A 20,330-nucleotide genomic window follows, 5' to 3' on the forward strand; every position below is an offset into this window, starting at 1 on the left:
GCTCTAAACTTTCTTGAAAATTACTGTTGAATTAGTACCACCAAAGCCAAATGAATTTGACATTCCATATTCTAAAGAACGTTCTTTAGCTACATTGGCAGTATAGTCCAAATCACATTCTGGATCTTGTTCAAAGATATTAATCGTTGGCGGAATAATTCCATCCTGAATTGCTTTAACTGTAAACACAGCTTCAATCGCACTAGCAGCACCCAATAAGTGTCCAGTCATCGATTTAGTTGAGCTAACAGACAATTTATAAGCATGTTCACCAAAAACTTCTTTTACCGCATTAGTCTCATTCAAATCGCCTAATGGTGTTGAAGTACCATGAGCATTAATATAACCAATTTGCTCTGGATTAATACCCGCATTTTTTAATGCCATCCGCATACTACGAGCCGGACCATCAACTGTAGGAGCAGTTATATGATTAGCATCAGAAGTTGCACCATAGCCAACTATTTCAGCATAAATTTTTGCGCCACGCTTTTTGGCATGCTCATACTCTTCAAGCACAAATACAGCCGAACCCTCACCCATCACAAAACCATCACGATCTTTATCCCATGGACGAGAGGCTGTTTTTGGATCATCATTACGGGTTGATAATGCTTTTAGCACATTAAATCCTGCCATACCAACAGCACAAATGCTAGCTTCTGCGCCACCAGCAAGCATAATATCACAATCACCATACTCAATATAGCGAGCAGCATCACCCATACAATGATTACTTGATGCACAGGCACTAACTACACCATAATTAACACCTTTATAACCATAAAGAATAGATAGCTGTCCGGCAATCATATTCCCTAGCGCACCCGGAATGAAAAAAGGTGAAATGCGGCGCGGACCTTTTTCTTTCAAGGTTATTGAATTTTCTTCAATACTTGGTAAGCCGCCAATCCCAGAACCGATAATTAATCCAACACGTTCCTTGTCGATATTACAGTCTTCAATCCCAGAATCCCGAACCGCCTGAACTCCAGCTACCATGCCCAGCTGAATAAATCTATCCATGCGTCGTGCTTCTCTTGCATCGACAAAACCGTCAGTAGAAAAACCTTTAACTTCACCAGCAATTTTGGTAGCAAGATTAGTAGCATCAAAATGAGTAATTAAATCAATTCCACTAACTCCAGCTACGATATTTTTCCAGCTAGTAGCCAAGTCATTACCAACAGGAGACACTATCCCTATTCCAGTAATTACTACGCGTCTTTTTGACATTATTTAGCTCCTTGATTGTTTAAATGATCAAATAAATATAACCAGGTATCAATAACGGTATCCGGATTTAAGGAAATTGTCTCTATCCCTTCCTCAATTAACCATTGGGCAAAATCCGGATGATCCGATGGACCCTGTCCACAAATCCCCACATACTTGCCATGCTTGCGACAAGCACTAATAGCAAGATGTAACATCGCTTTAACCGCATCATTTCTTTCATCAAAAGAAGCCGCAATTGCCCCATTTGAGTCACGATCAATCCCAAGTGTCAATTGAGTCATATCATTTGAACCAATTGAGAATCCATCAAAATAATCCAAGAACTTCTCAGCCAAAATCGCATTGGATGGGATTTCACACATCATATAGATATTAAGGCCATTTTTGCCTCTTTCAAGACCATTATTTGATAAAAGTTCAATAACCTCTTTCGCTTCCTGAGTTGTCCGCACAAATGGGATCATGATAGTAACATTATCAAAGCCCATCAAAGTACGTACTTTATTAATCGCCATACACTCCAGATCAAAGCAATCTCTAAAACTAGGAGCAATATAGCGAGAAGCCCCCCTAAAGCCCATCATTGGATTTTCTTCTACTGGCTCATATAGTTTACCGCCAATTAGATTAGAATATTCATTGGATTTGAAATCTGACAAACGAACGATCACTTTTTTCGGATAAAAAGCACTAGCAATGGTAGCGATACCTTCAGCCAATTTGTCCACATAAAAATCTACTGGGCTTCTATAACCAGAAATTTTTTCTTCAACTGTTGATTTAAGTGGCTCAGGTAGGCTATCAAATTCAAGTAAGGCTTTTGGATGAATCCCGATTTGACGATTAATAATAAACTCTAAGCGAGCTAAACCCACGCCCGCATTTGGAATCATAGAAAAATTAAATGCTAGCTCTGGATTACCCACATTCATCATGATTTCAACCGGAAGTTTAGGCATATTACCGATATCTAATTCTAATACATCAATATCCAGCTTACCTTCGTAAATATGCCCAGTATCACCTTCACAGCAAGAAACAGTAATTTCTTGACCTTCTTGCAATACTTCAGTTGCGTTCTCACAGCCTACAATAGCCGGGATACCAAGTTCGCGAGCAATAATTGCCGCATGACAAGTGCGCCCACCACGGTTAGTAACAATTGCAGCTGCACGCTTCATTACTGGCTCCCAATCAGGATCAGTCATGTCAGTTACTAAAATATCACCTGCTTTTACACTATGCATTTCTGAATGATCTTTGACCAAACGAACAACACCTGTAGCTGCTTTTTGACCAACTGCACGACCTTCAACAAGAACATGACCACGCTCTTTTAAATGATAACGAATTTGTTTACCTGCTAGATTTTCCTGAGATTTAACGGTTTCTGGGCGAGCTTGTAAAATATAAATCTTACCATCAACACCATCCCTACCCCATTCAACATCCATCGGACGACCATAATGTTCTTCAATAATCATGGCAAATTGCCCTAGTTCAACAATATGTGCATCACTGATAGAGAACTGATTCCGTTCATGACTTGGAACCCCAACCGTTTTTACTGATTTCCCCGGAACTGTAACATCGGCAAATTCCATTTTCATGGCTTTACTACCTAGGTTTTTACGAATAATTGACTGTTTTTTCTTAACTAAGTTTGGTTTATATACATAAAACTCGTCTGGGTTAACCATCCCCTGAACCACACACTCACCCAAACCATAACTAGATGTAATAAATACAACCTGATCAAACCCAGATTCGGTATCAACAGTAAATAATACTCCCGAACTACCAATATCTGAACGCACCATTTTTTGTACGCCTGCTGACAAATAAATCAACGAGTGATCAAACCCTTTATGCACACGATAGGCAATAGCTCTGTCGTTATATAATGAAGCAAATACCTGCTTAACTGCTGATTTAAGGTTATCCAGACCACGGATATTCAAATATGAATCCTGCTGCCCAGCAAATGAGGCATCCGGTAAATCTTCAGCTGTTGCTGACGAACGAACAGCAACTGAAATTTCGTTGCCATAACGTTTTAACATCTCCTCATAGGCTACTTCGAGATCTTTTTCAAAATCAGGCTGGAATGGTGCATCCATAATCCAGCCCTGAATTTCTTTACCAGCCTTAGCCAGTTCAATCACATTATCAACATCGAGTTTATCTAGCACTGCATCTATGCGCGCTTTAAGATTGTTACTTTCAAGAAAGTGTTTATAAGCTTCAGCAGTAGTTGCAAAACCACCTGGCACCCGAATGCCCTTGCTATCAAGCTGGGAAATCATTTCACCCAATGAGGCATTTTTACCCCCAACTTGCCCAACATCGTCCATTCGTAAATTTTCAAACCAGATGATATTTTTCATATAACAGCCCCACAAGAAAATCTTTTGTCTTTATCCATAATATTTTGATCTAATTTTATTATTTAAATAAAACCAAATTCAACCCACAAAATAATATTTGATTTTATCACAGATTATCCTTATAGTGGTGTCGTTAAAAATCACTCAAGCGACAAAGACTACCGTATAATGCCGAGAACAAATGATAAAAGTGGAGTTAGTTACCAATAATTTCTCTTGAGTCATTCAATAAATAATCACAATATAGCAGATATATACAACTAGTATCATTTCTACATCTGCTATAATTAGTAGCTAAAAATTTAAGGGGCTTAGTTATGAAATTATTAAAAATCTTGGCTTTAGTGGGTACTTTTGCTGGTCTCACTGCATGTAACTCAGGAACAACCACGGGTTCAGATGTTCAGACATTTTCTGGAAATATCTCAAACAATAATGGCTCATTCAATATTCAGTCAGGCACAGCTACCGGATGTCTTACCATTACAAATAATGGCAGCTGTAGCATAACTTTCACATATTACGGTTCTAATAACTACTTAGGTCCATTGAGCATAAATACACTAAGTGGTTACACTTCCAACATTAGTAGCTGTAGTAATATTACAACTTGGATTCAAAGTTGTTCATTTACTATCAATAATACAGGTGGTAGTACCAGTAATGCACAGCAAGTTACAATTTATGGAAATGGACAAGCTGTAGGACTTGCTGCATTTGATGTAGGTGGCGGAATTTAAGGGTCTAGTCTTTTCTGAAGCAGTCATAAATCATGGCTGCTTTTTTTTATTCCAGAGTAAAATATGCGATAATAACTGCCTCAAAACATCTAAATGACTTTTATTATCAATAAGCAATGTACACTAGGCTTTCGAAATTATTAAATAAATCTCTTAAAATTTCTGCATATGTTACAGGTGGGGTGATTTTATTCTCATCAACTGTAGCAGTTGTTGGTTTTAAAAGTCTAGACGCTTTGCATTCAAAGATTGATAAAGAATTATTTAAGTTAACAGGCTATCATTATAGTTATGATAAACTACAAACGAGCTTTTCCGGCAGGCTACAGCCAGAAATTGCCATTAATAACTTAACGATCTATACTGCAAATAAAAACCAGCCATTTCTCAAAGTCAAAAAGATTGTCGCACTACTTTCATATAAAAGCCTATGGGAATTGCAACCAATTTTTAGCTACCTGACTATTGATGGTAGCAATATTGCTCTGGAATACGACCAGCAGGACAATATTCGCCTAAACCGTGAAATTGTTACTAACCTAAATAGCCCTTCAAAATCTGATTTTAATCTGGACAAACTGTTACTTAGCCAGCAACAAATCTTTATCACCAATATAAATTTATCTTTACATGATAGTAAACACTATCCGCGAATTATCCATATTGGCAATATCTTTATTGATTTCAATAATCTAAAAAATCAGCATAACCTTGTTAGTAAATTAAAACTTGGGCAAAATACTAATCTGGATTTCAATGCATCTTGGATGGGTGATAAGATATGGAATCTTGAACACTGGGAATCAGGTAACCTTAACCTCAAAAGTGTCAATAGCAATGGTTATCTTATCAAGCTAAAAGCAGCTATTAAAAATGGAAGCTTACAGGAATTCAAAACTAAATTTGATAGCAATAAACAAAATTTTGCCCAGTATGATAATAATATCCAAAATTTCACCGATTTTTCAGGTGCCATAAAGATTGAGCAGACGACGCCTGGCAGCTATACAATTAACGGACAAAAATTGATAATTAATACCAAATCAGGATATCTGTTTAAGAATGCCAATTTGAGCGGTTTCTATAAAGAAAAACAAGGTGGACAGCTATCTATAGACAGATTGGGTATTGAAGGCATAAATAGCATTTTGGAAGTATATCCAACAACAGAAAAGCTAACTCTTGGTGGAAACTCCTATTTGGCAATTAACTGGTTAAATAATATCTCTACACCAGAAAGTATCACTCTAACAGCCAAAATAGAAAACCTGTCATTAAAATCACAAGAATCAAATATCCCCAGTATAAATAATGTAAATTTGGCAGTTAAAGCGACTACAACTACTGGACGAGTAAATCTAAATCTGGCAGATAGCGAATTAAACTCGCCCAAAGAATTATATCACCCATTAAAAATTAACTCTCTAACCGGAAGTATTGATTGGCTGATAGAGTCTGGTAATACTAAAGTCAACTGGAGTAACATTAGCTTAAAAACAAAAAATTTCATGGTATCAAGTGATGGATTATTCAATACTGAAAGCACCTATATTGATACAAAGGCTAGGGTTAGTAATCTTAATCTAAATGGCATAGTCAGTGATTTACCCAAATTAGTACCAGCAGGAGCGATAAAACAGCTAAAAACCAGCATATTAAAAGGTACACTAACAAACGGGGATATTACTCTTAAAGGCAATCTGAAGAATTTTCCGTTTAAGAATGAAAGTGAAGGTACAATTCACGCATCAGCCAACATCAATAATGGAAGCTATAAATTTCTGCCAACTTGGGGCGCGATAGAGAAGGTCAATGCTAAGCTGGATTTAAATAACAGTCAGATAAATTTAAAAATCATAAGTGGTTCAGCAGGAAATACTTCTATTGCCAAAAGTACTCTACAAGTCCAGAATTGGGCTCACTCCCCACAATTAACACTTAATGCTGAAGCCAACGGACTAACAACTGCGTATCTTGATTATCTAGCAACGACTCCGTTTGCCAACAAAGTTGCACCAGCCAAAGATCAGGCAATTATCAATGGTAGTAGTAAGCTAAAAGTTAATCTAAAATTACCTTTATCCTCTCCACAAAAAGTCCAGTTATCAGGAAAATTTACACCTGAAAATAATACCGCAAGTTTAACATCTGTACCAGTTAGCATTAATAACATCAATGGAGCGGTAAATTTTAGCCAAAAAGGCATTGAACCCAGTACCATAAAAGCTACGACACTCAATTCATCATTAAATTTGCGCTTAACGGACAAGGAAATTGCCATAAATTCGCCTGATCTCGATTATGGGCAAATAATGCATCTGGCATATAAACCAGCCGAATCAGTAATCTACGGCAGATCGGCAACAAATATAACCTATACCCTTGCCTCCGAACAGTTAAATATCAAAAGTTCGCTGGAGGGAGTTACAATCGATGCTGTAAACCCTATTAGTAAAAGTGAATCCGCAATTGCACCACTTAATATCAGCTACAACCGGGGAAATAGCACTCATCAATTAATCAGATTAAATTATAATAATCAACTATATACAAATGTAGATCTTAATTCAAACTTCGAGCCGAATAAAATCCGCCTTGCAGTAGGCACTAGCAACTACCAGCTACAGAACCAGCAGGAATCAGCCAAAGTAACCGCAAAGATTGATACGGATAAATTTAGTTTCACTGATTGGGCAGCTTTTGCAAGTAAACTTACCCCGTCAACACAGAATATATCAAACATAGAAACTGGAAATGAATCAAAAGAAACTATTAAAAAAGCAAGGAATGATGCTACGATATACCCAATTCAGGTAGAAGTGAACACTAATGGTTTCTTTGCTAAAAACTATAATCTGGATGGTGGGACTCTAAATGCAACAGTCCTACCAGAGAGTGTTTATGCTAATATCAATACCCCAGATATAAAAGGAAAAATCAGGTATCAGTTAGATGACAATCACTTGCAAATTAATTTACAGCGATTACTATTATCTTCAAGTAATCTGGTTAATAGCGAGGAATCACAAAGCAAAGAACGCATAGTAGAAAGTTCTATTACTTACTCACAAACCGGAACGCATCAGGAGTCGGTTCCAAATATTATGCTCAATCAAATAACCGAAAGTACAAATATACTATTAGCAGTAGAATCCACCACAGAATCACTGGTAGAACTACAGGCAAAAAAAATAAACTATCCAGATGTTGATCTGAATATTGATAATTTCTACGTAGAAAATCACTTCTTTGGATCAGTGAAAGGTAGCCTGTATGAAGAAAGTAATTCGCTACATATTGATAACCTGACAATTACCAATCAGGCAGCGAATATCAGAATTGATGCTAGCGACAATTGTCTCGGTTGTGTTAATGAATATGTCGGAATCATCATCCATTCGGACATCAATGATTTTGGTCTACTATTAACCAAGCTCGGGCAGGAAAATGTTTTTAGTAAGGGTAAAGGCAAGTTTGATGCAACTATAGGCTGGGCAGGAGGTTTTGCAGCTTTTAACTTCGAGAGCATGCAAGGTACAGCTACACTTGACGTCAATAAAGGACAACTGGTACAAGTAAACCCAGGGCTTTTTGGTAGTTTACTTGGGGTTATCAGTTTAAGTAACTATGCAACCTCGCTAAACCCCCTTGGATTAAATAGCTTTTTTGGTAAAGGATTCGCCTTTGATACCCTAAAAACTAACTTATATCTAAGAGATGGTACGGTAAGAATCAAAAAATTTGATATGGTTGGACCAATTGCAGCCGTTAATACATTTGGTAATCTAGATTTCATGAATAACCGGATCGATACATTCCTAACTCTGGAGCCAAGATTGGGTGGTACAGTTGCCACTACCGCAGGGATTGTAACACTTAATCCATTTATCGGATTCTTTGTCTATGCAGCAGAATATCTAGTTGGTGAACCAATCAACAAGGCACTAGCTGTAAGCTTCCATATTTCAGGAAATATCGAGAGCCCAGTTATGACGCCAACAAAGATTGATAAGCAAATTATAAATAATTTTACATCCAGCCTGGATATTCTGAACAATATTAAACAACCGCTCCGGCAGTAAAAACTTTGGTCTGATTCAAAAGATTAAGCATGCTTGTATGAAGTTGCTTGGCATCATGACGTTTATATTCAGCATGAAACACCATTGCTTCCTTGGCTACCTTATCATCAAACCCAAGCCCGCGGATAATCTGATTATTAAATTCAGCATCGCCAAAACTTGCAAAGTTTGAATAAAGTTCAACAAACTTGTGTATTGCAGGCAATAAATTACTACGTTCATCTTCGCTGATATTACTCCAGAAAGATTCCAGCGTTAATAATGCGAAACATGAATGCCTTGCCTCATCGTTAAGATGATTTTCCTGTAATGCATAGAAAAATTCGTTGGTGTTTCCATTCTCAACACGATTCCTAGCACGCAGACATAAATCAAGATCTTTGGCAAGGATAGCCTCCAAAATTGACGCAGCAACCAGCGTAAAATCATTCCAGTATTGATGCTCAATCATTTTACGACAGGTACTAAAGATAGCTTCAGCATGATTTTTCTTGCGAAGTTTGATTGGTTTAATACCTGTTTTCGTTTCTACCTGACGAACCGCATCAAGGCTACAAAAACTGTGAAAACCTTCATCAATGATTATTGTACTAGCAATTTGCTTAAATCCACGATCAAATTTGACAGTATAAGAATCACTAATAATACCAGCATTAGCATTACAAATCAGTTTGGTTTCAAGAGTGGATAACTCATTAAAATAATGGTAAAAGCTTTGAGTTAATATCCATGTTCTAGTATCGGTATTATCCGATTGAGGCTGACAAGATAACTCTCTGGTTTCAATGAACTTTACCAGTGGCTGACTACTTAAAGGAAAAATATCTTTTTCTTGACTGTTAGTTAGTTCTGGCATTTTTTTATGTTGGACACTGGATAACTTTGTCCAGTCAAGTATTGCTTCTGGGATACTTTGCATAATATCATAACTCCGATTTTTATATTGCTTATATAATTTTTATCTAAGAGCCTGTTTAAAATTTCCCAATCTATAAAAAACACTAAACTGACTCTAAGAATACTGCTTATATTCCGGCATGATTATACTCTTAACGATAACAGATTGCAATAACATAAATGCATAATAAGATTTCATTTATAATTATTTATCTCAGTAAGTTAATTTAAAATATCTCTCAATAGCTTGTCATTGAAGGATTTTGAGGGAATAACTACTTTATTAAAGTAAATTAATAGCTTGAGGGAATTACTTTAGCTAGGATAAGATTTTGCTTTGATTCAGAAGACTTAGCATGGAGTTATAGATTCTAGAATTAAAATCAGCGTCCTTATGGCGGATATATTGAAGTGCATTATCCAGCATGTTTTTACTGACACTTAGTGGAATCAAAAGGCGGGCAATAAACTCATTACCGAAGTGGCAAAAGCCATGATTATATGATTCAACAAATAATTGAATAGCGGGCATTATATCTGCTTTTATGTTCACATGTAACTGCTGCCAGTATAACTCCAGAATATCCAAAAAGAAACAAAGATGTCTAGTCTCATCACTCTGGCGACTTTTCTGTAAACGATAATATATTGAATCGGCAAGACTAGCATTCTCTTTCTCTTCAAGGTTCAAATTTACTTCACTTGACATTGTAGCTTTCACCAAAGCAGCGATAATCAGATTGAATGCATCAATATTTTTGGGGTCTATCAAAGCCATTGCTTGCTGGATTTTTTCCATAAGAGTAGTCGTATTATCTGGTAATTTTACAAATTGAATCCTATTTAATTGTGCGACTTTACTCCTAATTGCCATGCATGAGAAACTATGATAACCTTCATCTACTATTATTGAGCTAGCTATTTGTTTTTGCTCATTATTAAAAATACCATCTCCATCGGCAACAATTTTGGCACAAACACTACTGATAATATCGAGTTTATTAGTCGCTGTTTTTTGGCAATAGTAATATAATGACTGTAATAATATCCACTGTTTTAATTCATTTAGCGCACTAGGTGATTTAATAACATCCTGCTGCTCAAAAATAAAGCTGGCAAGCGGCTGCATAGATTCAGAAAAGCAATCAATGCAATCATCGGCTGACAACTGCCAATTTAACTGTTGGTGTATAGTTGCTGAAGACGACCATTCAAGTATGGTTTCGCTAACTGTTTGCATTTTACTTCCAAAAATTATCTACAGGTTCCAACCGAACCATCTGTTTTACGACAGGTAACATTGGTACAGTTAGCGTTATTAGCACAGCAGCTACCATTATTGGCACAATTACCCACTATTGTTGACCCGGTACAATTGGCATTATTACCGCAGGTTCCACCAATAATAATTGAGTTAGTACAAACACCATTATTAGCACAACTACCATTTATAACTGACCCACTACAAGTGGAATTATTATTACAGCTTCCATTAATTAGTGAATTAGTACAGCTGCCACCATTGCCACAGGCACCATTAATTACTGAGCTATTACAGGTACCACCATTCTGACAACTACTGGTATCCATGCTGGTATAGGTTAATGCCCCAAACATGCTTTGCTCAATCCCGCTGACTACACCCGTTGAGGAGTTATAACTAATTGATGGATAAAGTGCATTGGTTGCAACACCTGGACAACCCGTCCCCCAGCAGCTACTACCTCCGCCACTTTGAACTGCATTTACAATACTATCACCACCAAAAACTACTGAGCCAGTGCAATCACCGTTACACGCCCCATAAATTAATGAATTGCGACAGTTACTTCCCCAACAATTCCCTAAGATAACTGAGCCAGAGCAGTCACCTTGATTGCAACTACCACCGATAAAAGAATTGGAACAGTTACTTGAATTGCAATCACCCATCATTAAAGATCCCGAACAATCGGCACTGGAGTTACACGCACCTAATAATGTAGTATTGGCACAGCTGGTACTTCCGTTGCAATTACCAAAAAAAACACTTCCACTACAATCACTGCCATTACATGCTCCCATGACTACCGTATTACTACAATCAGAACCATAACATTGAGTAAAAGATGGACCAAAGTGCATCTGTTCAAAGACAAATTGACCAGGGTTTGCAGGTGGGGTAACTCCTCCTGGACTGCTTTCACTTCCACTAGGAGAATTAGGTACAGATTCCAATCCAAGATAATTATTTGCTAGGTTAGCACCTGCTAATACTGGAATAATCAAATAATTACGCACATTTCCACTCTCATTCGCTGCTAGATTATTTTGCCAGAAGAGTTTGATATAGAGCTTAGTCCCGCTATTGGTACAATTAGGGCTATTGAGAGCTGGAACACCAACTGCATTATCGAGACAAACAATGCCCCGTAAGCCACTAATGCGAAGTGTTGCTAAATATTGCTGCCATTGAAAGAGATCAAAAGTGCCCTGTTGAGCCTGCGTACAACTTTCTTGATTACATTTTGGAGTTGGCTCTGGGTTATTGTTTAACCACGCATTTCCCTGATTGTAATAAGTCAAGTAGTTACTACCCAAATTAGCATTAATCCGATCAAGAATATACTGTCCAGCCAGATTTATCTGTTTCTGCTGATTGGCATAGCTAGTACTTTTCAGACTCGAACTAAGTAATTTCATAAAGCCAAAGAAAGCAACACCGATTACCAAGACAGCAATCATTATCTCAATTAGGCTTATTCCATTAATAGTTTTTTTCATCTTTGTCATACTCATTAAACCAGATTAATCATACAATCAAGTACAATTAACCGTAGCACTTTCTTTTAGATTACCATCACTATCAAGACAGACTATCATTCCAGTCTGATTTTGAGCACCTTGAGGCATTGCAATTAAGGTATAACTATTAGCATTCGTAGTATTACCAAGAAAGCCGATGGTGTACTGAACTGTCCCTGTTGTGGGTGATTGGGTATATGGCAACGTTGGATAGTTATTCTGAACGTTTAGGTAGCTACCATTTTCACTATAGAAACGCTCCATAAACTGCGCATCTTGGTACATAAGTTGTTCAGCAGCATTCCGGTTAGCTTTCAAACCAACGGTAGAGCCAAATATCGGTACAGAAATGGTTGCTAATATTGCCATGATGGCAATAACAATCATTAACTCGATTAAAGAAAAGCCTTTTATTTTTTTCATTTTTATATATCTTATTATTATAATTTAACCTATGAGTCTTCCCTGCTCATATTTATGACAGTTTCACACAAAGTTCACTAGATATTTAACCTTTATGATAATTATTTAAGCAATTGACTATTTAATAGCGATACTGCAACAACACCAGTATTATTATTACGCCCAGCATAAAAATATGCCTGGGCTATTGCCTGAGTATTGCCATTGCGTCCAAATGCCTTGGCAGTTACACGGTACAGACGGGCACCACTCACGCTAATTCCATTAACAACGATATTAAAATTTGTATTGATCAATTCAATGATGTAATTTGGCTGATGGCATATTGTTGCATCACCTGTTTCGTAAGTAAAAGAGAACCTACTAGTTCTATCATCGATCAGTGGTAGTGCATTCTGCCCACTAATAACAGTTCCAATAGAGCCTGAAGTACATGCCCTAACTACATCTGTACCTAGTCGCAATAATGGCATACTATAACCATTATCAGCACTTTCTGCGCTACATAAACCTTTGGTAAACCCAGCCATACCTTGATTATTGATGCAATTATTAGTGAAATATCGGTTACGAACAGAAATTCTACTTTCATTTGTCATATTAGTAGGTATAGGAAATTGAGATGATTCAAATGTACGAATCCGCGCAACTGCCCCACTTTCTGCGTCAAAAATTGCCGCATTAGCATATGTACGGGCAAGTATGATATCATTCTTTTTCGCAATATCAGACTGAACAACACTGGTCAACCCTGCTAGCCCATATAATAACACAGCAACAAACACCAAAAGGGATAAAACCGTTATCAGCGCAATACCATGATTTTTATTTACTGTATTCATAGCTTACCGCAATAAAATAGACTGGGTGATAGATTCAGTCAAACGCGTACTTCCAAGTCCGCTACTTTCGCTTGACTGTAACTGTATAGTCAAAATTACCTGATTAATATTAATCCAGTCCCCAGCTAGCATATTTGTCCTAGTTTTTATTTGCCGGCTATTATTGGTTTGGATCTCGTACTGAGTAGTTAAGCCCACAGCTTCAGGAATTACTAGCTGAGAAGCTGACATAGCGCCAGTAGGCAACAGAAACCTTGAATATAAGCCAGTAATACCGTTCACCGTTCCAATATAATAATACTTAGTAATAAAATTCATCAAGCGCGCACTATCTCGATCATGACGTACACCTCTTATTGAAGATTCAAGTAGATTATTTCCCGCAGGTAACGTATTAGCATTTACCTGCCCCGTTATCTGATCAAAGCGGCTACAGCTAGCCAAAACATAAGTAGAATTTGCCGTGCTGCCATTTATATCAAGTGCATAGCGATTTGCCAACGGATTAGCAATATCTGCTACTAAGCGATAGCTTGGCTCTTGAAAGGTTAAAGGATTTCCAGCAGTAAGGAATGCCGAATTAACCCCATATTGCAATTTTAATATATCATTACCGGCTACAATATTTTCACCTGCAAGGGTATTATCAATATTCCGCAATGGTAATACGAAAGCATATAAACCACCATAGCTACTTTCGTAGCTTCTAAAATCATTTGGAATATTTATATAATTAATTAAATTTTGACTTTCCCCTGCAATCCTACCATTAAAGCAACCAAAACTACCCGAGGCTTTAATATCATCAGTCAGCTGTAGTAATGCCATACTTGAACGTTCGGTTAGCAGGCTTTTACTTCTAGCCTGACCAGTAGTCGAACTAACTGTACTATAAAGCTGCCATATCGCAGCCATAATAACAGCACCAAGGCTAACAGCTATTATTGTATTTAACAGGCTAAAGCCATAGACATTCGCGATTTTTTTATTAACCATTTAACATCCAGCACAGGTTGCATTATCAGTTCTGGCACACGTAACACTTGCAGTATAACTGCTAAGTCGTATCTGCTGAGAAAAGAATCTGTTTAGCCCTGCATATGATTTACCAACACAAATAGTAAGATTATTAACGCTATTAACATCCGTAGAACCAATAGTCATATTTTGCTGACTAGCAGTTACCGTTATGCCATTATCAAAACGAATAAATTTAATTCGCTCTTCATCACTATAGCCATTATTTAAGTTTAAATCCTGATATACCAATATACCATTACTCCAGTCAGTGGCACCACTACATGCAGTGGGCTTTTTTGAATTATCAAGTGCTGCGCCACAAACTATAATATTTGAACTACGCCGCAATGCTTCGGTACGGGCGAAACCCGAAAGCGCAATTATCTGCCCGGCAGCACCATCAACACTAGCCCGCAACATGCTTTGAGTCGCAGAGGGTATTGCCATCAATGCTACTACCGCGGTTATGGCAAGAGTTACCGTCAACTCAACGAGACTGAAACCTTTATTTTTCAATAATAGCACCTTAAATCAACTTTCGATTAATGCTGTGGTCGAAAAAATAAACATAGAATAAGTAGTAAACTAAAAAAAACCAACCCAGAATACTTTAAATTCTGCCAATGCTCATGCGTGTATACGGCAGCAGATAAAGATGCCACCATAATCAAAACTCCACGAAACCCGCGTGAGACAATTATTGGTAATGCCAATACAAAAAACACGAGCCCCAAAGCAACCAGCTTGAAGGTTCCTACATCAATTATTTCCTGCATACAATTCCCCAATTTAAATAAATTATTTTAGAATTGTAACATTGGAACAAAAAAAATATAACCGTCCATTTTGGATGGTAGTATTTTCAACTTACTTTAAAATCACTTATAAATACAAGATATTACTATATCTTAACACAAATAACCTTCAATCATACTAAACCTGAAATAATTTAAATTTATTTATTTTCTCAAACCCAAAATTATAAATCATGTAAAATGTTTAGTTAACTCCGTTTTTGTGGAGCTAACCCGTCGCATAAGTTCAGCATTATACATTTGTACACTGATAAGCATACAAATTTACATAAAACTAAAATACCGCACCAAATCAGCCAGTAATACTTTTGGCACATAATAATGATATAGTTATTTATACTTAAATTACAAGCAATAAACCTATTTCATAACCATAATAAAAAACCCGGTTAATCCCGGGTTTTTTATCTATCCATTGCGCTTGGCAAAATCATCCATAAATTCGATAAGTAAATCAACAGCTGATTCTGGCATTGCGTTATAAAGACTAGCTCTACCACCACCAACCGTTATATGTCCAGACAAATATTTGAGCCCTTTGGCATTAGCTTCTGCCAAAAATTTTGGTAAAACTTCATTATTTGCTAAATTAAATGGCACATTTAGCTCTGAACGATATGCCTTCTCGACATGATTTAGATAAAAGCTGCTATTATCAATATAATCATATAATTTGGCAACTTTACGCTTATTAATAACCCCCAGAGCTTCAACCCCACCCTGTGCAATAATCCAATCAACCATTATATCCATTACATAGATTGCAAAAGTTGGCGGAGTATTCAGGCTCGAGTTTTGCTCTGCCTGTACTTTATAATTCCATACATTTGGCGTGTACGGCTTAGGATTATTGATCAAGTCTTCACGTACAACCACAAGAGTAACACCAGCTATCCCAAGATTTTTCTGGGCTGAGGCAAATGCCAAACCAAATTTTGAATAATCCATCGGCGCATAAGCAATTGAAGATGTAAGATCGGCAACAACCGGAACATTCCCAACTTCAGGAATATCAGGAAAGGCTATACCGTCCACAGTTTCATTCGGACAATAATATACATATGCTGCATCTGGATTCAACTTCCATTCCGAAACAGCAGGAATAGCTGATTTACTAGCTGTTGCAACAATATTTACTTCCGCATGCTTTTTGGCAAAATCAGCAGCTTTTTTAGACCATGTACCAGTAACAAAATAATCAGCCTGCTTTTTATCACCCAAAATATTCATCGGGATCGCATCAAATTGTCCTTGCGCACCACCAGTTACAAACACAACCTTATAGTTATCAGGAATTCCCAAAACTTTACGTAACTTAATCTGCAAGTTTGTCAATAACTCTTGAAATTGCTGGGTACGATGCCCGATTTCGGTAACCGAAACACCTGTCCCTTTCCAATCAAATAATTCATCTTGTATTCTTTGAATCGCTTCTACTGGCAGCATTGCTGGACCAGCACCAAAATTAAATGCTCTTTGCATAATAAAAACTCTTTACAAATAAAAATGCCACCGATATTATAAACGATGGCATTAATTAATGACAATGATATTAGGTATTTATATTAATCAGCATGGCTATTAATTAATCTTTATGAAACTGGCGATTTACACTGAGCTGCCGACTCAACACAATTACCCTCTGGGCACAGTATCGGTGCCTCTTTTGGACAAACAGAGGCTTTCGGACATTCATCCGAACTAGCTCGACAAGTATTATTCCAGCATTTATACGGACGATCTCCCGGGCAGGCTGCTGGACTACCGCAATTATTGAAATTATCGCTCCAGTTTCCACTAGGACAAATAACATGCGAATTACTCCAGTTATTTGGTATAGCTGGGCAATCCGCCTCAGATTTGGCACAAGTATTATCCTGACATTTAACCGGCATATCATTAGGACAAATAGCAGGCTTAGGACATTGTACTAAATCACTAGCACAGCTTACTTTTCCATTTATTGGTGGACACTCAACTTGATTACTTGAGCACTTACTCTTCTTAACCACACCAGAACAAGAAGGCTGACAACTACCATCATTACACATCTCCATCCCAGTTGGACAGGTAGAATGCTCTGGACATAAACTAATATTTGCAACACAATCCCCTGCTGGACACCGGATAGGGCTTGTAGTAGGACAAGCAGAACCAGAGCTATTACATAAAGATATATTTGCTTCACAACGTCCGCTTGGACATAAAACATAGCCTGAACGACACGCGGCTGGCGCTACACAATTTGCAATATCAGCTACACAAGCGCCATTTGGACAAGTCAGTTTTCCTTCAGGACAAGTATTATCATTACATAGAGATGAAGAAGGCGCCCATGCTCCATTTTTACATTGAACTTCTTTAGTTGATAGTATAGGATTAGTAACTGGGCAATTAATAAGACTAGTTGCACAACTACCATCGCCACATTTAACTTTACCAACTGAACATGAAGCATTATAATAACTTGAATATGATTGCGAAGTTGAGCAATGCTCTGGAGTGCAAACACCTATATTGGAGCCATCGAGCAGATAATTAACTTTTGTGCTTACGATCTGACTATAATCAGCAAGTTTTTCACCGCCAAGCTGAGCATTAGATAAACAAACACTAACTGGCTTCGAAGACTCTAAAAACACATAGGTAAATTTGAGTGATTTAACTTCATTTAATTCAGCCAAGCTACCAGAACCACTATTCCCTTCGTAATACTGAACCAAATGATAATTAGATAAATCAGTCGGAACATAGCTACCCGAATTAAGTACTACACCTTTTTCTGAAGATATGTTTAGCACCTTTTGAAGTTTGTCTGGTGAACACTCTAACTCAGTATAGAAACCAACCTGAATATGGACAAGTGTTGCTGTAGCGGTCAAAGTAAGTGTATTTTGCTGATAATCACCTTTTGGTGGCGTATCTAGAGCATAGTGATTAAATTCTGCAATATAGCTTTCAAGATTATTTAACTGTTGGGTTACTGGTTGTGCAGTTGAACCACTCCCATTACACCCCGAGAGAGAAATAAGATTAGTAAAAACCAAACAGGCAACCGTAAAGAAATTTTTTAGTTTATTTTTCATGACAGTTGCCTTATAAATTGTATTTAGTTAGTAGCAGCTGGCTTGGCGGCTATCGCCTGCTGAACCATTGCCTGCTGTTGTTGAAGTGTAACTTCATCTGCCTGCAATTGTTCAAGCGCAACTTTTGAACCAAGCTCAGGAGCATGTTGAGTTGTCATTTGCAAAAGCTGATCATTACTACCCATATAACTCACTTGATAACCAATTGGTACCTGAATTTGACGATAAGCTGTTTCACATTCAGTGCTAGTACTATGATGCGCTACATAATCCGGCTGATGGCTACGTTGTATAAGATCACCACCGACCGCACCTACGGCAGCACCAACTCCAGCACCTACCCATGAATGGGTAATTAGCCCACCTACAGCAGCACCCCCAACACCGCCGATTACCGCACCTTCAGTGCCATTTTTATGGTTTCGCGAATAACGCGTAGTCTCGACATCATCACATTTCTGGTATGGCTGCTGAGCAGAAACTGAGGCAGGAGCAACACTTACAATACGAACTTTACCCGCATTACTTATCATTGAACCAATTCCGGCAGCTATAGCTATACCAGCAATTGCACCTAGACCAATCAAGATTTTCTTTTTATCATGTAAAAACGAACCCGCCGGAACCGACGCATAACCTCGATCATCATATACGTCTCGTTCTACTCGTCTATTTCTCCTTGGTTCTGCCACATAATCATCATCACGCTCTTCTGCCACACGTCGCCGTGCTGGCGGATTATTATCTCTTGCCCGCGCGGAATATTTATTTGTCTGCTGCCTGTATGTAGTTTTATCATCTCGTTCCATAATTACCCTCAAATCATGCGCCAATTGGCTACATATTCATTTAAAAATCTATCAAAATTTATTAATACTTATTGTTATAAAGCTGCACACCCCAAACAGCTAGCAATGGATGCTACTGTAATAGATTGGAATAATAACAATTTCAGAAAATACTTATATTAGCATTTTATCACAGAGATAATGCCCTTACAATAGGGAAAATAAAATAGTATAGGACTTATCCCCAGATTTTGTGGATAACTTCGGGATAAGCCATAGGATAACTTTTGATAGACTGAGTAAAATAGCCATGCTAATTCACTGATTAATAAAATGATTTTTAGTTATTAACAGACTGTGAACAAATAAAAGCCAACTAAACTATGCTCTTAGTTTTACTTCGGCGAGCTTTGGTCTGAGTCCCACTCGCTGGGCTAGATTTTTCATTGTCAGCAGCTGAATTTTTTACTCTAGATGCTAAGGGTTTCTCTAAATTTTCAACGCCAAGGTGCACCCCTGCCCCAACATTATCTTGTATTAACTCAATACGATTCACCGCTGACTTTAATCCGCTTAAAAGATTATCGAGGCTTTTTTTAAGTTCGCGATTTTGTTTTTGGAGTAGTTTATTCTGTTCAGATAATAGCTGATATTCTTCTTTGGTGTAACTATCGGGAGTTTTTAGATCTTTGATATTGTCGGCACATAATTCAACATCATCAATATCAAACTCGGTATCATAATCACTACCAATAATTACCAATGAGGAACGGGACTTAGTACTAAGTTTATTGACAGTAAGAGACATAAACCGTGAATTTTCCACACCTTCTTTTATGGTCATTTTTTCTGGTGAGGTTTTGCGATTGCAGCTAAATGTAACTTTAACCTGATATTTCTGACTTTTCATGCCTGCCTTTGCGCCTTTGCTAATTAATGATTAAAATTTCTTGATGAATGCAAAAAAATCAGTTCATAAAGAATATAAATTTTGCCCTTATTTTACACTAATCAAAAAATATAGTACAATCGGATTCTTATTAAAACTTGGGCACACAGCTAGTTTGCTTGAATTATCCGGTATCAATTAAAAATGGTGCTTATATATTCAATCAGATTGAAGAAGCATGGTAGGCATGAGCGACGCAGCTTACAACTAATAAGTAAGGAGCGAAACAACGACCTAGGAACTTCAATTTGTTTGAGTATACATATATAAATGAGGGC

Annotated in this window: 16 protein-coding genes; 2 read left to right on the forward strand and 14 right to left on the reverse strand. The window is 37.4% G+C overall.

Features of this window, described 5'->3' with window-relative positions:
* Positions 1–3 precede the first annotated feature (3 nt).
* Positions 4–1,236, reverse strand: a complete 1,233-nt coding sequence (gene fabF, locus CUN60_RS12125) for a beta-ketoacyl-ACP synthase II (RefSeq protein ID WP_102952292.1) — start codon at positions 1,234–1,236, stop codon at positions 4–6.
* Complete coding sequence (gene ppsA / locus CUN60_RS12130; protein WP_102952293.1) at positions 1,236–3,626, reverse strand: phosphoenolpyruvate synthase; 2,391 nt, start codon at positions 3,624–3,626, stop codon at positions 1,236–1,238. The genes fabF and ppsA overlap by 1 nt, the downstream gene beginning before the upstream one ends.
* Positions 3,627–3,943: 317 nt before the next feature.
* Here ppsA and CUN60_RS12135 point away from each other — a divergent pair, with 317 nt between their 5' ends.
* Both CUN60_RS12135 and CUN60_RS12140 read left to right on the forward strand, forming a co-directional pair.
* Positions 3,944–4,366 (forward strand): hypothetical protein, encoded by a 423-nt coding sequence (locus tag CUN60_RS12135; protein WP_102952294.1) that lies wholly within the window; start codon positions 3,944–3,946, stop codon positions 4,364–4,366.
* Positions 4,367–4,482: 116 nt separating this feature from the next.
* Complete coding sequence (locus tag CUN60_RS12140; protein WP_102952295.1) at positions 4,483–8,448, forward strand: YhdP family phospholipid transporter; 3,966 nt, start codon at positions 4,483–4,485, stop codon at positions 8,446–8,448.
* Here CUN60_RS12140 and CUN60_RS12145 read toward each other — a convergent pair.
* The 12 genes from CUN60_RS12145 to CUN60_RS12200 all read right to left on the reverse strand — a co-directional run bounded on the left by CUN60_RS12145 (position 8,426) and on the right by CUN60_RS12200 (position 20,013).
* On the reverse strand, positions 8,426–9,367 hold the full coding sequence (locus CUN60_RS12145; RefSeq protein ID WP_102952296.1) for a diiron oxygenase: 942 nt from the start codon (positions 9,365–9,367) through the stop codon (positions 8,426–8,428). The genes CUN60_RS12140 and CUN60_RS12145 overlap by 23 nt on opposite strands.
* Before the next feature lie 297 nt (positions 9,368–9,664).
* Positions 9,665–10,585, reverse strand: coding sequence for a hypothetical protein (locus tag CUN60_RS12150; protein ID WP_102952297.1), 921 nt, complete (start codon positions 10,583–10,585; stop codon positions 9,665–9,667).
* A gap of 14 nt (positions 10,586–10,599) precedes the next feature.
* Positions 10,600–12,108 carry a type IV pilus modification protein PilV gene (gene pilV, locus CUN60_RS12155; protein WP_158649422.1) on the reverse strand — a complete coding sequence of 503 codons (1,509 nt, stop codon included), beginning with the start codon at positions 12,106–12,108 and terminating at the stop codon, positions 10,600–10,602.
* Between the two features lie 36 nt (positions 12,109–12,144).
* Positions 12,145–12,552: a type IV pilin protein gene (locus CUN60_RS13375; protein ID WP_102952299.1), complete on the reverse strand. Its 408-nt coding sequence runs from the start codon at positions 12,550–12,552 to the stop codon at positions 12,145–12,147.
* 101 nt (positions 12,553–12,653) lie between these two features.
* A complete protein-coding gene (locus CUN60_RS12165; RefSeq protein WP_102952300.1) occupies positions 12,654–13,394 on the reverse strand; it encodes a pilus assembly protein in 741 nt (246 codons plus the stop codon).
* A 3-nt stretch (positions 13,395–13,397) separates the two neighbouring features.
* Entirely contained in the window at positions 13,398–14,390 is a 993-nt protein-coding gene (locus CUN60_RS12170; RefSeq protein WP_102952301.1) for a PulJ/GspJ family protein, read from the reverse strand.
* A complete protein-coding gene (locus CUN60_RS12175; protein WP_158649423.1) occupies positions 14,391–14,930 on the reverse strand; it encodes a pilus assembly FimT family protein in 540 nt (179 codons plus the stop codon). It lies immediately after the preceding gene.
* A 26-nt stretch (positions 14,931–14,956) separates the two neighbouring features.
* Complete coding sequence (locus CUN60_RS12180) at positions 14,957–15,190, reverse strand: hypothetical protein (RefSeq protein ID WP_102952303.1); 234 nt, start codon at positions 15,188–15,190, stop codon at positions 14,957–14,959.
* Between the two features lie 447 nt (positions 15,191–15,637).
* Positions 15,638–16,711 (reverse strand): 3-phosphoserine/phosphohydroxythreonine transaminase, encoded by a 1,074-nt coding sequence (gene serC, locus CUN60_RS12185; RefSeq protein WP_102952304.1) that lies wholly within the window; start codon positions 16,709–16,711, stop codon positions 15,638–15,640.
* Positions 16,712–16,821: 110 nt separating this feature from the next.
* Positions 16,822–18,315 carry a hypothetical protein gene (locus CUN60_RS12190; RefSeq protein WP_102952305.1) on the reverse strand — a complete coding sequence of 498 codons (1,494 nt, stop codon included), beginning with the start codon at positions 18,313–18,315 and terminating at the stop codon, positions 16,822–16,824.
* A gap of 23 nt (positions 18,316–18,338) precedes the next feature.
* Entirely contained in the window at positions 18,339–19,124 is a 786-nt protein-coding gene (locus CUN60_RS13270) for a YMGG-like glycine zipper-containing protein (protein ID WP_102952306.1), read from the reverse strand.
* Between the two features lie 355 nt (positions 19,125–19,479).
* Positions 19,480–20,013: a hypothetical protein gene (locus CUN60_RS12200; protein WP_102952307.1), complete on the reverse strand. Its 534-nt coding sequence runs from the start codon at positions 20,011–20,013 to the stop codon at positions 19,480–19,482.
* Positions 20,014–20,330: the final 317 nt, after the last annotated feature.

This window comes from Aquella oligotrophica (assembly GCF_002892535.1).
GTDB lineage: Bacteria > Pseudomonadota > Gammaproteobacteria > Burkholderiales > UBA11063 > Aquella > Aquella oligotrophica.

What these genes read in the sequence shown, in the direction of transcription:
- CUN60_RS12150 (WP_102952297.1), bottom strand. Translation starts at nt 10,585, where the DNA reads ATGCAAACAGTTAGCGAAACCATACTTGAATGGTCGTCTTCAGCAACT.
- CUN60_RS13375 (WP_102952299.1), bottom strand. Translation starts at nt 12,552, where the DNA reads ATGAAAAAAATAAAAGGCTTTTCTTTAATCGAGTTAATGATTGTTATT.
- CUN60_RS12170 (WP_102952301.1), bottom strand. Translation starts at nt 14,390, where the DNA reads ATGGTTAATAAAAAAATCGCGAATGTCTATGGCTTTAGCCTGTTAAAT.
- pilV (WP_158649422.1), bottom strand. Translation starts at nt 12,108, where the DNA reads ATGAAAAAAACTATTAATGGAATAAGCCTAATTGAGATAATGATTGCT.
- CUN60_RS12165 (WP_102952300.1), bottom strand. Translation starts at nt 13,394, where the DNA reads ATGAATACAGTAAATAAAAATCATGGTATTGCGCTGATAACGGTTTTA.
- serC (WP_102952304.1), bottom strand. Translation starts at nt 16,711, where the DNA reads ATGCAAAGAGCATTTAATTTTGGTGCTGGTCCAGCAATGCTGCCAGTA.
- CUN60_RS12200 (WP_102952307.1), bottom strand. Translation starts at nt 20,013, where the DNA reads ATGAAAAGTCAGAAATATCAGGTTAAAGTTACATTTAGCTGCAATCGC.
- CUN60_RS12145 (WP_102952296.1), bottom strand. Translation starts at nt 9,367, where the DNA reads ATGCAAAGTATCCCAGAAGCAATACTTGACTGGACAAAGTTATCCAGT.
- CUN60_RS12190 (WP_102952305.1), bottom strand. Translation starts at nt 18,315, where the DNA reads ATGAAAAATAAACTAAAAAATTTCTTTACGGTTGCCTGTTTGGTTTTT.
- CUN60_RS13270 (WP_102952306.1), bottom strand. Translation starts at nt 19,124, where the DNA reads ATGGAACGAGATGATAAAACTACATACAGGCAGCAGACAAATAAATAT.
- CUN60_RS12135 (WP_102952294.1), top strand. Translation starts at nt 3,944, where the DNA reads ATGAAATTATTAAAAATCTTGGCTTTAGTGGGTACTTTTGCTGGTCTC.
- ppsA (WP_102952293.1), bottom strand. Translation starts at nt 3,626, where the DNA reads ATGAAAAATATCATCTGGTTTGAAAATTTACGAATGGACGATGTTGGG.
- fabF (WP_102952292.1), bottom strand. Translation starts at nt 1,236, where the DNA reads ATGTCAAAAAGACGCGTAGTAATTACTGGAATAGGGATAGTGTCTCCT.
- CUN60_RS12140 (WP_102952295.1), top strand. Translation starts at nt 4,483, where the DNA reads ATGTACACTAGGCTTTCGAAATTATTAAATAAATCTCTTAAAATTTCT.
- CUN60_RS12180 (WP_102952303.1), bottom strand. Translation starts at nt 15,190, where the DNA reads ATGCAGGAAATAATTGATGTAGGAACCTTCAAGCTGGTTGCTTTGGGG.